Raw genomic sequence first — 14,492 nt, forward strand, 5'->3', positions numbered from 1 at the left:
GCCTGAGCATTTCCACCGCGCGCTTGAGCGCATCGGCACGGCTTGCACCCTGGTGCAGCTGCACAGTCTCGGCAATCTGCCGGCCGATCGTGAGCACCGGGTTCAGCGAGGTCATCGGCTCCTGGAAGATCATGGACACGCGGTTGCCGCGTATGCGGCGCATCTCGCGCTCGCTGAGCTGCAGCAGGTCGGTACCGCGCAGCCGCACGGCGCCGCGGATGCGTGCCGGCGGCGTGGGCAGCAGCCGCATGATCGACAGCGCCGTCACGCTCTTGCCGCAGCCTGACTCGCCGACCACGCCAAGCGTCTGGCCGGCGCGCACGGTGTACGAGACACCGTTGACCGAGCGGGCCGGGCCGGTGAGCGTGTCGAAATGGGTGTGGAGGTCGTCTACTTCCAGCAGCGGCTCGCCGGTGGCCAGGGCAACGCGGGACATCGTCATCGTCATCGTCATTGATGGGCTCCCGGGTTCAGAGTTGCCGCGCCAGGCGCGGATCGAGCGCATCGCGCAAGCCGTCGCCGAGCAGGTTGATCGCCAGCACCGTCGCGGCCAGCAGGATGCCGGGGTAAAGGATGATGTGGAACGCCACTGCCACGAAATTGCGGCCCTCGGCCATCATGTTGCCCCAGCTTGGTGTTTGCCCCGGGACGCCTACCCCGAGGAAGGACAGCGCCGCTTCCGTCAGCACGGCGGCGGCGGCCACGAAGGTGGCTTGCACGATTAGCGGCGCCACCATATTGGGCACCACATGGCGCGCCAGGATCACCGGCAGGCGGGTGCCCACCGCATGCGCCGCCTCGACATAGAGCTGCTCGCGCAGCGTGAGCGCCAGCGAGCGCACCAGCCGCACCACGCGCGGGACTTCGGGGATGGTGATGGCGACGATCACCGCGGTCAGGCTGGCCTGCGTGACGGCCATCAGCGCGATCGCCAGCAGGATGCCGGGGATGGCCATCAAGCCGTCCATCACGCGCATCACGAAGGAATCGGCCCAGCGCACGAAGCCCGCGGCGAGGCCGAGCAGCACGCCGAACACGGTCGCGAGCAGGCCGACCGACAGGCCGACGACCATCGAGACGCGCCCGCCCCAGACCGCGCGGCTGAACACATCGCGGCCCAGCGCATCGGTGCCGAACCAGTGCTCGGCCGAAGGCGGCTGCATGCGCGCCAGCGGATCAATATCCTGGGGGTCGAAGGTGGCGATCCAGGGCGCGCCGATGGAGAGCACGGCAATCGCGGCCAGCAACAGCGCGCCGACGATCAGCGTGGGGTGCTTGCGCGCCCAGTGCCAGCGCGGCAGCACGAAGGGGGCGTCCTCCGGCACCGCCGTGCTAGGGGCGGCGCCATCGGTCACGGGCAGGGAGGTGGACATGGCGGCAGGTCTCGCGGCAAGGATGGGGTTGGCACAGGATGTCAGTACTTGATGCGCGGATCGAACAGGCGGTAGCTCAGGTCGATCATCAGGTTGATCAGCACGTAGACACCGGCCGAGATCAACAGCACGCTCTGGATCACCGGATAGTCGTGGCGCTGCACCGAGTCGACCACCAGGCGGCCAATGCCCGGGATGGCGAACACGGTCTCGGTGACGACCACGCCGCCGATCAGCAGCGCGATGCCCATGCCGATCGTGGTGGCGATCGGGATCGCGGCGTTGCGCAGCGCATGGCCCAGCACCGGCAGCACGCCCAGGCCCTTGGCGCGCGCAGTGCGGATGTAGTCCTCGTGCAGCACCTCAAGCACGGTGGCGCGTGTCATGCGGGTCACCAGCGCGATATAGACCAGGGCCAGGTTGACGCAGGGCAGGACCAGGCTGCGCAGCCACTCGCCAGGGCCATCGGCAAAGCGCGCATAGCCCTGCACCGGGAACCACGGCAGCTGGATGGCAAAGGCATAGACCAGCAGGTAGCCCACCAGGAACACCGGCAGGGAAAACGCCAGTACCGCGAGCAGCATCACCAGCCGGTCGATCCAGCTGCCGGCGCGGTAGGCTGCGAGCGTGCCCAGCGGCACCGCCACCAGCAAGGTCAGCAGCATGGTCAGCGCGGCGATGGAGGCCGTGGGCTCCAGCCGCTGCGCCAGCAACCGGGCCACCGGCACCTGGGTGAAGATAGAGGTGCCGAGATCGCCGGTCGCGAGCCGGCCGAGCCACAACACGAACTGCCGCCACAGCGGCAGGTCCAGGCCCAGCGCGCCGCGCAGTTTGGCGATGTCGTCGACTGTGGCAAGGTCGCCCGCGATCAGCGCCGCCGGGTCGCCCGGCGACAAGTGGATCAGCAGGAACACCACGATGGCTACCACCGCCATCACGGGTAGCGTCGCGGCCAGGCGTCGGAGCAGGTAGCTCATGGTCGTTCGTGTCTCCTCGGTTGATCGTGCTCGTCCATATTTGTGGCCATTCGGACTTTCGTGTGCGTCCTCCATCCGAGCGAGAGCGACACGATGCAATGCGCTGGTTTGCTCCCCTCTCCCATGAAATGGGAGAGGGGCCGGGGGAGAGGGTGGGCGCTCGCTCAACGTGATGCGCCTCGCTCTTGCGTACGCCCGCCCTCTCCCCCAACCCCTCTCCCGCTGCGCGGGAGGGGAGCTACACCTGCGCGAGATTGCACGCGAGCTCTTGCTACGCCTGCGCCGGCTTCGCCCGGCGACCCACACGAAAGTCCGACGCCCCTTATTTGTCGAGCATCCAGACCGTGGGCATGCCGGCCCACAGCTTGTCGACGCCCTTGAGGCTGGCGCGCGCCGCGAAGGCCGCCGAGTACTGGCCGGCATTCACATAGGGCACGGCCTCATAGGCGCGCTTCTGGAAAGCATCGAGCAATTCCTTGCGCCTGGCCGGCACGGTCTCGCGGATCCAGGCGGTGCGCAGTTCATCGAGCGGCTTGTCGCAGGGCCAGCCGGGCAGGCTGTTGCCGCAGGCGGCGCTGAGGTAGGCGTTGGTGATCGGCGAATTCGAATCGAACTCGCCCGCCACCGTCACGTACATGTTCCAGCCGCCGGCCTCGGGCGCATCGCGCTTGGCACGGCGCGCGCCGATGGAGGCCCAGTCCATGTTCTGCATGTCGACGTTCATGCCCATGCTGCGCATGGTCTGCGCCGCCATCAGGGCCTCGGCGTTGAGCTGAGGCACGTCGGTCGGCACCAGCACCACCACCTTCTCGCCCTTGTAGCCGGCCGCGCCCAGCAACTGCTTGGCGCGCGCCAGGTCGGCCTTGCGGTACGGCTCGGCGCCGGCCGTCGTATCGTTGGAGCCGCCGCAGATGAAATAGGTGGCGCAGTAGTTCATCCGCATGTCGAGCGGATACCCCATGGCCGCGGTGAAGCGTTCCTGGCTCACCGCTTGCAGGAAGGCCTGGCGCACTTTCGGATTATTGAAGGGCGGATGCAACTGGTTCATCACCAGCACGCCCTGGTAGGCGCCGCCCGAGCCGATCTTGATGCTGGTGTCGGCTCGCAGCGGGGCGATGTAGTCCGGCGGCACCTGTTCGACCAGGTCGACCTCGCCGCGCTTGAGCGCCGCGATGGCGCTGTTGGCGTCCGGCAGGTAGAGCCATTCGACGCGGTCGAACTGGCTCTTCTTGCTGCCGGCAAGACCGCTCGCTGGTTCGCTGCGCGCCACGTAGTTCGGGTTGCGCACGAAGACAGCCTTGTTGCCCGGCACCCATTCGTCGCGCTTGAAGACGAAGGGGCCGGAGCCCATCACCTCGGGCAGAGGCGAGGTGGCCGGCATCTTGGCCAGCCGCTCAGGCAGGATCACCGGCGCAAAGCCCGATGGCTTGGCCAGCGCATCGAGCACCATGCCGAAGGGTTCCTTGAGCGTGAGCGTGAAATTGCGCGCGTCGGCCGCCTTCCACTCGGCACCGGCGTCTCCCATGGCGCGGCCCAGGCTGTCGCGCGCCCCCCAGCGCTGCAACGAGGCGACGGCGTCGGCCGAGGTGACCGGGCTGCCGTCCGAGAATTTGAGGCCGGGACGCAGGGTGAAGCTCCACTGCTTGCCGTCCTTGGAACTGCTGTACTTCTCCACCATCTGCGGTTGCGGCTTGCCGCTCGCGTCCTGCGCGAACAGCGTGTCGTACACCATGTAGCCGAAGTTGCGCGTGATGTAGGCGGTGGTGAAGGTCGGGTCGAGGATCTTCAGGTCGGCATGGGCCACGACCTTGAGGGTCTTGGTCTGCGCCAGCGCGGGAAGGCTGGCGGCGCCCGCCAGGGCGAGGACGCTCGCCGCGAGGGCGGCGAACAGGGGACGATTCAGTGTCATCTGCGGGTCTCCGTTGTCGTTGTTGTCGTCTTTGTCGTTGCCAACAGGCAGGCGGCGCTCAGGCCGCGGCGACGTCGAGCGGCCACTTGGGCCGGCGCACCTTGCGGTAGGGCAGGGTCGTGAGGTCGAGCGTCACGGCGCCGGGGGCGCCCGCGTAGATCACGTGCTTCGCCACCTTCGAGAAGGAGGCGTAGAAATGCTGCGACGACTTGACCACGATGATTTTCTTGCGCGCAAGATCGCAGCCCAGTTGCGTGAAGAGGTCCGTGCCCATCGCCTGGTTGCGCAGGGTGATCAGCACGATGTCGATGCCGTTGGCTTGCACCAGCGCGCAATCGCCCATCTGCACCGGCGTGTTCGACAGGCCGGTCATCACCATGTCGGGCAGCAGTGCCTTGACGGTGCAGTCCAGGTCCAGCGGATCGCCGGAGAGGGGGCTGATCTTGCCGCCGATGCGCATTGCCAGGCGCGCGCCCATGCCCGCGTCGAAGGCGATGCGCACCGCGATCGGGTCCCACAGTGGACCAATGGCGGCGTTGTCGATGCCGCGCTCGATCATGCGGCGCAGGATAAAGGTGGAGTCGCTCGCCGCGCCGCCCCCGGGATTGTCGGCGCCGTCTGCCAGTACCACCGGGCCGCCGTTGAAGTCCAGGGCCTCGTCGAGCGAAGTGTCGATGTCCGGATAGCGCACCGTGAGCGCCTCGCGCATGCCGATCAGTTCGTCGGCCAGCTGGCGGGCCAGCGCATCGGCCTGGGCCTGGTTGCCATCGGTGTAGACCAGTACCTTGGTGCCCATCCCGGGCACGTCTCCCCACGAGAAGCCATGCGCAATGGAGACTGACAGCACGCCGTCCCGGCCTTCCAGCGACTGGATGCGGTCCACGAAGCCGCGTGCTGGCTCGCGCGAGGTATGAACGGTGACGATCATCTCGCAGTCGACCACGGCAGCCACGGGGCGGACCTTGCCTTGCACCTTGGCCGCGCACAGGTCGACCAGTTCCAGGGCGCGCTCCAGCACGTCGGTGTGCGGGTATTCCTTGAAGGCGATCAGCACGTCGGCGTGCTCGACCATCTCCGGCGTCAGGTGGCTGTGCGGATCAAGTTCCGCGCCGATCACCACCTCGGGCCCGACGATGGCGCGCACGCGCTGCAGCAGGTCGCCTTCGCAGTCATCGTAGCCATCGGCCACCATCGCGCCGTGCAGGCCGAGCAGCACCATGTCCACGGGCAGCGCCGCGCGCAGGTCGGCCAGCAGTTCCTCGCGCAGGGTTTCGTAGGCATGGCGCGTGGTCGTGCCGCTGGGCTGCGCGCCGGCCACCACGCCTTCGCACAACTGCCAGCCGCGTTCCTTGCCGCGCAGCCGGGCGGCCCACAGCGGGCCTGAGAAGAACGTCATCTGGTCGGGATGCTGGCCGGCCGGGAAGTAGCCGCGGTCCTTGAAGGACGAGAGGCCGGTGGGCATCGGCCCGAAGGTATTGGTTTCGGTGGCGAGGGAGGCACTGAAGACACGCACGGTGATGAGCTCCTGGTCTGTTAGCCGATTGGCGGTTGGGGGGCAGACGCAATTCAGGTCGATGCAGCCAGGCGGCGCAGCCGCGCGGGCCCCAGCATTTCGGCGGTCAGGCCGAACGACGCGGGATGGGCAGGCACCGGCAGGCCGCGCGCCAGCGCGGCGCAGGTCTCGCCCATGGCGGCCGAGGTCTGGATGCCGTAGCCGCCCTGGGCAGCGACCCAGAAAAAGCCGGGCGCCGCATCGTCGAAGCCGCCCACGAGGTCGCCGTCGGCGACGAAGGAGCGCAGCCCGGCCCAGGTGCGGATGGGCCGGCGGATCGAGAGCGCGGTGGCTTCCTCGATGCGATGGATCGCCAGCGCGATATCCATCTCTTCGGGCTGGATGTCCTGCGGCTCGACCGGATCGGCGTTGGCCGGCGAACCCAGCAACATGCCGGCGTCGGGCTTGAAGTACCAGTCCTCGCCGGCGCCGAAGACCATCGGCCAGCCGCTCGTGTCCACGTCCGCGGGCGGCGCGAAGATAAAGGCCGAGCGGCGGCGGGGCTCGATCCCCAGCGGCTGCACGCCGGCCAGCCGGGCAATCACGTCGACCCAGGCGCCGGCGGCATTGAGCAGCACGGGGGCTTCGTACGCCACCCCGCCGGCCTCAACACGCCAGTGGTCTTGTACTCGTGCAATGGCTGCGACTTCGGCATCGCACACCAGCTTGCCGCCGGCCTGGCGCATGCCGCGCAGGTAGCCCTGGTGGATGGCGTGCACGTCCATGTCGGCGGCGTCGGGCTCGTACACGGCGCCCAGCACCTGTTCCGCTCGCAGCACGGGCACGCGCTCGCAGGCTTCCTCGGTGGTCAGCAGGCGCGCATCGGGCGCGATGGCGCGCAGTACCTCCCAGTGCGCTTCGAGCAGGGGCAACTGCCCAGGGCCGGCGATCATGAGCGCGCCGCGCGGCGTCAGCAGTGGATGCGTGGCAAAGCCCGGCGGCGGATCTTGCAGGAAGGCGCGGCTTGCCATCGTCAGCGCGCGTACCTGCGTGGTGCCGTAGCTTTCCATGAACAGCGCCGCCGAGCGGCCGGTCGAGTGGTAGCCGGGCTGCGCTTCGCGCTCGAGCACGATGACGCGGCCATGCGGTGCGAGCCAGTGCGCGACGGACGCACCGGCAATGCCGCCCCCGATGATGAGGAAGTCAGCTGAAATCGGCGGAGTGGCGTGAATTGTGCGCATGGATGTCGGGGAGGCTGAGCGCCCTGACCGGGTGCTCGTGCTTTGGAATGCGAGTGAGTGTATTCAAGAATTTGCGAATATGCAAATTGCGGATACGCAAATTTTGCACTAAAGTGAGCCGCATGGGATGTACCCGACTGCGCCGTCTGATAGCATCCGCTCCAACGGAAAAAAGGACGCAGGCTTGAAAACACACATCGCCCAGGAGCGCGGCAACGACGGCAGCGACGAGTCGCGCACGCTCGACCGCGAGACCTTTGGCAAGCGTCTGCGCAGTGCGCGCAAAGCCTTTGGCTGGACGCTGGCGCATCTCGCCGAACTGTCAGGCGTCTCGATCACCACCATCTCGCGCGCGGAGCGCGGGCAGCTGGCATTGGGCTACGAGAATTTTGCCGCGCTGGGCAAGGCGCTGCAGATGGACATGGGCTCGATGTTCGCGGGCGCCGGCGCGAAGACGGCGCCGTTCCAGGGGCCCGTCGTGACGCGGGCCGGCGAGGGCGTGACCTACCGGGGCGTGGCGTTTTCCTATGAATTCCTCGGCACCGAGGCGGTGGGAAAGCAGATGATTCCGGTGGTCAGCACCGTGCACGCGCGCCGCATCTCGGGGCCCGAGGATTTCGCGCGCCATCCCGGCGAGGAGTTCGTGTACGTACTCTCCGGCGAGATCGAGGTGCATTTCGACGGCGGCGAGCGGGTGCATCTGGCGCGCGGCGATTCGCTGTACTTCGATGCCCGCATGGGCCACGCCTACATCAGCCTGAGCCGCCAGCTCGCCCGGATTGTCGGCGTGATGACCAGCGAAAGCCGCTTCATGAAGTCCGCCCAGGCCGGGGAGACGCAGGCCGCGCCGCAACCTGCCGCCAGCCGGACACATGGGAAAGCCGCTGCCGGCAAGGGCCAGCGTAAGGGTTGAAGGGCGACTCGCGGGCCTCCATCCGTGCATGCGGGAGTCGGCGAGCCCCGGGCGCCATGGAGCGCGCTCGGGGCTCGCGCCAACGTCAGTCCAATGTCATCCCGGCCGCCTTGATAAAGCTCCCATAGCGCGCCCGATCCGCATCCTGCCGCTCGGCAAACGCCTGGATCGAAAGCGGCGCCACGGCACCGCCCATGCGATTGACGCTGTCCTGCAGCACGTTCGCGGCCACCGCCTGGTTGATCTCCTTGTTCATTCTCTCGACAACGGCGCGTGGCGTCCCGGCCGGCGCATAGACGCCGAACGTGGAATCGCCGTTCACGCCTGGCAGCCCGGCTTCGGCCAGCGTGGGCACGTCGGGATACTGGGCAGCGCGCTTGCCGCTGGCCACTGCCAGCAGCCGCAATTTGCCGGCGGCCACGTGCTGCAGGCCGGGACCGGGATCGAACATGAACTGCACCTGGCCGGAGAGCAGGTCGCTCAGCGCGGGCGCCGCGCCCTTGTAGGGCACATGGACGGCGTCGAGCTTGCCGGCGCGCTTGAACATCTCGGCGGCGATATGCGGGGTGCTGCCGTTTCCGGCCGAGCCAAAGCTGAGCTTGCCGGGATTTGCGCGCAGATAGCTGACGAACTCGGCGAGCGTCCTGGCCGGCACCGACGGGTGGACCAGCAGGAACACCCGCACCAAGGCCACCGAGGCCACCGGCGTCAGATCCCTCTGCGGGTCGTAAGGCATCTTGGTGTACAGGAAGGGGTCGATGGCAATGGCGCCGCCCGAGGTCAGCAGGAAGGTGTAGCCATCGGCGGGCGATTTGGCGACCACGTCGGCGCCCATGATGCCGTTGGCGCCGGGGCGGTTATCCACCACCACGGGCCGCTTGAGCGCTGCCGTCAGCCCGGGGGTGAGGCCGCGCGCCAATGTGTCGGCGGCGCCGCCGGCCGGGAAGTTGACCACCAGCCGGATCGGTTTGTCCGGCCAGGCCTGCGCTGCGCTGGGCTGCGAGAAGACAGGCAACGCTAGCATCAGGCCGATGGCGCGGGCGGCACACCAGTAAGCTGGATGACGCCGCAGGGCGGGGCGGGTCGCTCGGAACATGGTGGTCTCCTGTGAAGCCAGGTTTGGCCTCGCCGCGTGGACGGGCCGGATTTTGTGTGATTTGCCGCGGGGTTTGTCGCAAGCAGGGTGCGTCGATGCACAAGTATCCCGGCTAAGCGCTTGCTTGAGAATTGCCGATTCTGGGCAAAGCCATAACCAAGCTGCATGCCTGCGGGCCTGCCGGCGGTGCGTTCCCGACTGGGCGCGAACTGCTTCGCCAGGGAGGCCGAGCGGCCGCGGCGTCTGCGTGTACGACGAGAATCCGGCTTTTTGCGAATATCCACATGCGCCGCCGCGTCGAGGACGCCACGCGCACCAGAGCCTGCGCCAACCCTAAAGTAATCCGCATCCTTGCCGTTAAGCGACCACGCCTTATTCAATCTGTACGCGAGGAGCTGGCATGCTGAAACGGATCAAGACCCAACAGCTTCAAGTCGGGATGTTCGTGGCCAGGGTGGGCGGGCCATGGCTGGAGCATCCTTTCTGGCGCTCCCGGTTCCTGGTGAACAGCCGGGAACAGATCGACCAGATGATCGCCTCCAAGGTCGAGGAGGTCTGGATCGACCTGCTCAAGGGCAAGGGCGTGCCGCCGCCCGTGCAGCCGGCGGCGACGGGATCCTTGAACGTGAAGCCCGTCGCCGACGAGCCGGCCGGCGCCGTGCCGCAGTCGGGCGTGCCGCTGGAGGTGGAGTTCGGGCTGGCCCGGGAAGTCATGAAGAGCGGCAAGGCGGTGGTCGGCTCGATGTTCACCGATGCCCGCATGGGCCGGGCGCTGGAGGTCGAGGGCGCGCTGATGCTGGTCGATTCCGTCTCGAATTCGCTCACGCGCCATTCGCAGGCCCTGATCGCACTGGCACGGCTCAAGGTGCGGGACGACTACACCTACCTGCATTCCTTCGCGGTCTGCGCGCTGATGATCGCGCTTGGACGCACGCTCGGCCTGGACCGGGGCGAGTTGCAGCAACTCGGCCTGGCGGGCCTGGTGCACGATATCGGCAAGATTTCCGTGCCCACGCACGTGCTCCACAAGCAGGGCGAGATGACCGCCGCCGAGGTGGCGATGGTGCAGCGGCATCCTTCGGTGGGCTACCGCATCCTCAACGAGGCCAAGCTCTACAGCAATATTCCCCTCGACGTCTGCATGCATCACCACGAGCGCATCGACGGGCGCGGCTACCCGTTTGGCCTGCACGGCAACGAGATCAGCGTGCATGCCAAGATCGCCGCGGTGTGCGACACCTATGACTCGCTGACCTCCAACCGGCCCGGGCACCAGGCGTGGACGCCAGCGCGGGCGCTGGAGTACATGGCGGTGCGGGTGGATACGCTGTTCGACCGTACCGTGTTCCAGGCCTTTACCCGGTCCATCGGCATCTATCCGCTGGGCACGGTGCTGCGCTTGCGCTCCGGACGGCTGGCGGTGGTCTTCGCGCAAAACGACAACGAGCCGCTGCGCCCGCTGGTCAAGGTGTTCTATTCGGTGAGCGAGGCTGCGCACCTTGGTCCGGAGACACTGGACCTGAGCGCGGCGGAAGATACCATCGTGGGTTTCGAGGACCCGGCGCAGTGGGGCTTTCGCGACGAGCAGCTATTGGAACTCTGCGCGGCCTGAGGGCCGTTATCTGGTACCGGAGCCGTCGCTCCTGCCGTCGGCCCGGCCCGCGCGCAGCAGATACCAGGTGCAAGGCTTGTCTCCTCGTGCCGCCTGGAGGTGGCATTGTCGTGTTTTTGTCGTGTCCTGCAGCCCTGGCAGGGTCAGGCGGCCCAGGCCATCTCCAGGATGCGCGCGGCGTCGCCACCGCCCGCGCTAATGCCCATCACGGCGCCCCATTCCGGGTCGAAGCGGCTGGCCAGGAAAGCCTGCGCCGTAGCCGGTTCACCATGCTGCAGCATCAGGCAGGCCTGGGCGGTCAGCACCAGCCGCGTGGTGGTGCGGCGCGCCTCTGCCTGCTGTTCGTCTTCGGGCAGGCGCAGCGCCGCACGCAGCGCGGCCACGCTGGCCTGGATGCGCGGCTCGCCCGCGCCCACCGTGCTCATCTGGTCCAGCACGCGCAGGTAGTCGTCCGGGTTGCGGCCGATGGCGCGCAGCACGTCCAGGCACATCACGTTGCCGGAGCCTTCCCAGATCGAGTTGACCGGGGCTTCGCGGAACAGCCGGCCCATGGGGCCATCCTCCACATAGCCGTTGCCGCCGAAGACTTCCATGGCCTCGCCGGTCATCTCCACCGCGCGCTTGCAGATCCAGAACTTGGACGCGGGCGTGAGGATGCGGCGCCATGCCAGGCGGGCGGGGTCGTCGGTAGCTTCGAAGGCGGTGGCCAGGCCCATGGCCAGCAGCATGGCGGCCTCGGCCTCCAGCGCCATGTCGGCCAGCAGCCTGATCATCAGCGGCTGGCGGATCAGCGGCTTGCCGAAGGCGCTGCGGTGGCGCGCGTAGTGCAGGGCCTGCACCAGCGCCTGGCGCAGGAAGCCGGCGCTGGACAGCGAGCAGTTGAGCCGGCTGTACGTGGCCATCTCCAGGATGGTGGGAATGCCGCGGCCTTCCTCGCCCACCATGATGCCCCAGGCATCGCGGAACTCGACCTCGCTGCTGGAGTTGGAACGGTTGCCTACCTTGTCCTTGAGGCGCTGTATCTCGATCGGGTTCTTGCTGCCGTCGGGGCGCCAGCGCGGCACGAAGAAGCAGGAGGAGCCGGCATCGGTATTGGCCAGCACCAGGTGGGCATCCGACATCGGCGAGGAGAAGAACCACTTGTGGCCGGTGATCAGGTACTCGGCGCCGCGCCCTTCGCCGCGGCTGGCCACCGCGCGGGTAGTGTTGGCGCGCACGTCCGATCCGCCTTGCTTCTCCGTCATGCCCATGCCCACGTTGATCGAACCCTTTTGCTTGATAGGGATGTCGCGTGGGTCATAGGCCTGGGTCAGCAGCTTGTCGCCGAACTGCGCGAACAGCCCGGGCTCCTTGCGCAGCACCGGGATGCAGGCCTGGGTCATGTTGGTGGGGCACAGCGAGCCGGACTCGATCTGGCTGTGCATATACAGCGAGGCCGCATACGAGGCCCATGCCGAGGGGCGCGTATCGGCGAAGGGCAGGTTGGCGAGCCCGCTGCGGCGCGCAATGGCCATCATCTCGTGCCAGCCGGGATGGAAACGCACCTGGTCGATGCGTTCGCCGATGCGCGAATGCGTGTGCAACTCCGGGTGGTAGCGGTTGGCGTCTTCGGCGTGGCGGATGGTTTGCTCGGCGCCGAGCACCGCGCCCTGGCGCTTGAGCTGCGCCTCGTTCCAGCCCGCACCGGCGCGCGCAACGGCGCGGCGGATGGCGGGGTCGCTGGTATAGAGGTTGTAGTCCTTAAGCTCGGGAACCTGGTTGGTGATGACGTGGGTGGCGTGGGTAGCTTGGGTAGCGTTCATGACGGGCTGTCTCCTTGGGCCGGGCTGGCCGGGCTTGCCGCCGCCCGTTAGATTCGAAGGGTCATTCTAGATAGAATGGCCAGCCTTCATGTTCGGCTTTCGGAGCACCATGAACCCACAGCAAAAAGGCCCGGCAAAGCCGCGCCGCAGGCCAATGCAGTCGCGCTCGTGGCAGACGTCGCTGGCCATCCAGGAGGCCTTTGTTCGGCTTTTGGCCGGGCAGGACTATGCGCAGGTGACGATCCGCGCCATCGTTGACCTGGCCGGGGTGGGGCTGGGAACGTTTTACGAGTACTTCGGCAGCAAGGAAGAGCTGGCGCAGGTGTGCCTGCACCTGCGCGCCAAACGCATCGTGCTGGCGATGGATGCGAGTCTCGCGCAGTGCCGGGGCGAATCGATGGCGGCCATCGTGGACGCGCTGATTGCCGTCAACGCGGAGCACCACCGCGAGACGCCGGAGCGGTGGGGCCCGATCTACCTGCTGGAGCGGCATTATTCGGGGCGCGGGGCTTACCAGAAGATGTATGCGCGGTTCGTCGCGTTGTGGAGCCGGGCGCTGCTAAGCGCGGCCGACGCGCCGCAGGCCGCGGTGGTCGAGGAGGCCTCGGTGACGCTGCAGGCCATCGTCTATGGCCTGATCTCGCATGCTTGTATCGATGAGGGGGAGGGGATCGATTTCTCGCGGCTGATGCGGCAACTGCGGGGCGCAGCGCATGGATACCTGCGAACGCTTGGCGGAACAGGCCAAAGCCGCGCGCCATGACGACGGCTGTTTCTCCCTCTCCCCTCAGGGCTGAGGGGAGCAAACCAGCGGTATCCCGCTCGCGCAAATGAAAACCGGCGCCATCGGCGCCGGTTTTCCCGTCACGGCAAGCCTGAATCCACTTACTGGATCTTGGCCTTGTCCTTGAGCGACTTCATCATTGCCTGGAACTGCTCGCGCTGCCAGTTCTGGTCGCCCATCAGCATCTGCACCAGCTGCGGCTTGACTTCCTCGAACGTCGGGATCTTGGCGTCGCGCGTGTCGTCGAGCTGGATGATGTGCCAGCCGAACTGGGTCTTGACCGGGGTTTCGGTCATCTGGCCCTTCTTCAGCGCGGTCATGGCGGCCGAGAATTCCGGCACGTAGCTGCTGCTGTTGGCCCAGTCGAGGTCGCCGCCGTTGGCTGCGGAGCCCGGGTCCTTGGACGAGGCCTTGGCCAGGTCTTCGAACTTGGCGCCAGCCTTGATCTTGGCGATGATGGCGCGCGCGTCGGCTTCCTTCTCGACCAGGATGTGGCGGGCGTGGTATTCCTTGCCGCTGCCGAACTGGGACTTGATCTTGTCGTACTGCTTGCGCAGTTCGTCGTCGCTGGCGCCGTGGGTCTTGACGTAGTCTTCGAACACGGCACCGGCCAGCACGTTCAGCTTGGCTTGTTCCAGTTGTTCCTGCAGGTCGTCGCGCTGGGTCAGGCCGCGCTTGTTGGCTTCCTGCAGCAGCAGCTCACGGTCGATCAGCATGGTGCGGGCACGGTCGCGCAGTTCCGCGCTGGGAGGCTGTCCGGTGCCGGCTACGAGCTTGTCCAGCTTGGCCGAGGGGATCGCCTTGCCATTCACGACGGCGGCGTTCTGGGCGAGGGCGGGCAAGCTGCCAGCGGCAAGCACAGCCGCCAGGCTGAACGAGAGGACTGTGGTCTTCATGGAATCAGATCTGAGAGTTGCTCGAGGAATCGCGGGAGGTTTCGCGGGATTCAAGTTCTTGGTCAGTCAGCGCGGTCACCGCCAGCGCGTGGATTTGCGTGGGGAATAGATCGCGCAGCGCATCATACACCATGCGATGGCGCGCTACCCGGGTGCTGCCGGCAAATTGCGCGCTGACGATGGTGACGTGGTAATGCCCGCCACCGGACGCGGCGCCGGCATGGCCGGCGTGCAGCGCACTGTCGTCGCGTACCTCGACGCTGGAGGGGGTGAGGGCTGCGCGCAGCAGGGCTTCGATTTGTGCGGGGTCGGCGGCCATTGGCTGAGGTGCGTGTCCTGGTGGGGTCCGGCCGGGGCCGGAGCGGTCAATCTTGGGGAGGCGCGGGGGGGCGGGGGC

At 67.4% G+C, this 14,492-nt stretch carries 13 protein-coding genes; 3 read left to right on the forward strand and 10 right to left on the reverse strand.

All coding sequences use genetic code 11. The annotated features are described in order from the left end of the window. From ACYP5B_RS31500 to ACYP5B_RS31525, 6 genes are all read right to left on the reverse strand, one after another. Positions 1-448, reverse strand: a 448-nt coding sequence (locus ACYP5B_RS31500) for an ATP-binding cassette domain-containing protein (RefSeq protein WP_459572324.1), incomplete at its 3' end; no start/stop codon positions are given. Positions 449-470: 22 nt separating this feature from the next. Beyond that, positions 471-1,373: an ABC transporter permease gene (locus ACYP5B_RS31505; RefSeq protein ID WP_318235860.1), complete on the reverse strand. Its 903-nt coding sequence runs from the start codon at positions 1,371-1,373 to the stop codon at positions 471-473. A 41-nt stretch (positions 1,374-1,414) separates the two neighbouring features. Then, on the reverse strand, positions 1,415-2,350 hold the full coding sequence (locus tag ACYP5B_RS31510) for an ABC transporter permease (RefSeq protein ID WP_459572277.1): 936 nt from the start codon (positions 2,348-2,350) through the stop codon (positions 1,415-1,417). A gap of 322 nt (positions 2,351-2,672) precedes the next feature. After that, positions 2,673-4,259 (reverse strand): ABC transporter substrate-binding protein, encoded by a 1,587-nt coding sequence (locus ACYP5B_RS31515; protein ID WP_459572278.1) that lies wholly within the window; start codon positions 4,257-4,259, stop codon positions 2,673-2,675. 58 nt (positions 4,260-4,317) lie between these two features. After that, positions 4,318-5,772 (reverse strand): M81 family metallopeptidase, encoded by a 1,455-nt coding sequence (locus ACYP5B_RS31520; RefSeq protein WP_459572279.1) that lies wholly within the window; start codon positions 5,770-5,772, stop codon positions 4,318-4,320. 53 nt (positions 5,773-5,825) lie between these two features. Next, positions 5,826-6,992 (reverse strand): NAD(P)/FAD-dependent oxidoreductase, encoded by a 1,167-nt coding sequence (locus ACYP5B_RS31525; RefSeq protein WP_459572280.1) that lies wholly within the window; start codon positions 6,990-6,992, stop codon positions 5,826-5,828. 184 nt (positions 6,993-7,176) lie between these two features. Here ACYP5B_RS31525 and ACYP5B_RS31530 point away from each other — a divergent pair, with 184 nt between their 5' ends. Next, positions 7,177-7,905 (forward strand): helix-turn-helix domain-containing protein, encoded by a 729-nt coding sequence (locus ACYP5B_RS31530; RefSeq protein ID WP_400093033.1) that lies wholly within the window; start codon positions 7,177-7,179, stop codon positions 7,903-7,905. A gap of 85 nt (positions 7,906-7,990) precedes the next feature. On the opposite strand, the gene ACYP5B_RS31535 is transcribed toward ACYP5B_RS31530, so the two are convergent. After that, entirely contained in the window at positions 7,991-8,929 is a 939-nt protein-coding gene (locus ACYP5B_RS31535; protein WP_440938275.1) for a Bug family tripartite tricarboxylate transporter substrate binding protein, read from the reverse strand. A 472-nt stretch (positions 8,930-9,401) separates the two neighbouring features. On the opposite strand from ACYP5B_RS31535, the gene ACYP5B_RS31540 reads away from it, so the two are divergent. Further along, positions 9,402-10,613, forward strand: coding sequence for an HD-GYP domain-containing protein (locus ACYP5B_RS31540; RefSeq protein WP_400093032.1), 1,212 nt, complete (start codon positions 9,402-9,404; stop codon positions 10,611-10,613). A 143-nt stretch (positions 10,614-10,756) separates the two neighbouring features. Here the strand turns inward: ACYP5B_RS31540 and ACYP5B_RS31545 are convergent, their stop codons facing one another. After that, positions 10,757-12,415 carry an acyl-CoA dehydrogenase family protein gene (locus ACYP5B_RS31545; protein ID WP_459572281.1) on the reverse strand — a complete coding sequence of 553 codons (1,659 nt, stop codon included), beginning with the start codon at positions 12,413-12,415 and terminating at the stop codon, positions 10,757-10,759. Between the two features lie 109 nt (positions 12,416-12,524). Between ACYP5B_RS31545 and ACYP5B_RS31550 the strand changes: the two genes are divergently transcribed. Beyond that, a complete protein-coding gene (locus tag ACYP5B_RS31550; protein ID WP_400093029.1) occupies positions 12,525-13,178 on the forward strand; it encodes a TetR/AcrR family transcriptional regulator in 654 nt (217 codons plus the stop codon). Positions 13,179-13,300: 122 nt separating this feature from the next. On the opposite strand, the gene ACYP5B_RS31555 is transcribed toward ACYP5B_RS31550, so the two are convergent. Together ACYP5B_RS31555 and ACYP5B_RS31560 are read right to left on the reverse strand one after the other, a co-directional pair. After that, complete coding sequence (locus ACYP5B_RS31555; RefSeq protein ID WP_267603145.1) at positions 13,301-14,095, reverse strand: peptidylprolyl isomerase; 795 nt, start codon at positions 14,093-14,095, stop codon at positions 13,301-13,303. A gap of 4 nt (positions 14,096-14,099) precedes the next feature. Next, positions 14,100-14,414 (reverse strand): BolA family protein, encoded by a 315-nt coding sequence (locus ACYP5B_RS31560; RefSeq protein WP_318235869.1) that lies wholly within the window; start codon positions 14,412-14,414, stop codon positions 14,100-14,102. Positions 14,415-14,492: the final 78 nt, after the last annotated feature.

The organism is Cupriavidus sp. 8B (genome assembly GCF_054589115.1).

Excerpts from the sequence above, each read along its gene's own strand:
- ACYP5B_RS31505 (WP_318235860.1), bottom strand. The coding sequence starts at position 1,373 with ATGTCCACCTCCCTGCCCGTGACCGATGGCGCCGCCCCTAGCACGGCG.
- ACYP5B_RS31510 (WP_459572277.1), bottom strand. The coding sequence starts at position 2,350 with ATGAGCTACCTGCTCCGACGCCTGGCCGCGACGCTACCCGTGATGGCG.
- ACYP5B_RS31515 (WP_459572278.1), bottom strand. The coding sequence starts at position 4,259 with ATGACACTGAATCGTCCCCTGTTCGCCGCCCTCGCGGCGAGCGTCCTC.
- ACYP5B_RS31525 (WP_459572280.1), bottom strand. The coding sequence starts at position 6,992 with ATGCGCACAATTCACGCCACTCCGCCGATTTCAGCTGACTTCCTCATC.
- ACYP5B_RS31535 (WP_440938275.1), bottom strand. The coding sequence starts at position 8,929 with ATGCTAGCGTTGCCTGTCTTCTCGCAGCCCAGCGCAGCGCAGGCCTGG.
- ACYP5B_RS31540 (WP_400093032.1), top strand. The coding sequence starts at position 9,402 with ATGCTGAAACGGATCAAGACCCAACAGCTTCAAGTCGGGATGTTCGTG.
- ACYP5B_RS31545 (WP_459572281.1), bottom strand. The coding sequence starts at position 12,415 with ATGAACGCTACCCAAGCTACCCACGCCACCCACGTCATCACCAACCAG.
- ACYP5B_RS31550 (WP_400093029.1), top strand. The coding sequence starts at position 12,525 with ATGAACCCACAGCAAAAAGGCCCGGCAAAGCCGCGCCGCAGGCCAATG.
- ACYP5B_RS31555 (WP_267603145.1), bottom strand. The coding sequence starts at position 14,095 with ATGAAGACCACAGTCCTCTCGTTCAGCCTGGCGGCTGTGCTTGCCGCT.
- ACYP5B_RS31560 (WP_318235869.1), bottom strand. The coding sequence starts at position 14,414 with ATGGCCGCCGACCCCGCACAAATCGAAGCCCTGCTGCGCGCAGCCCTC.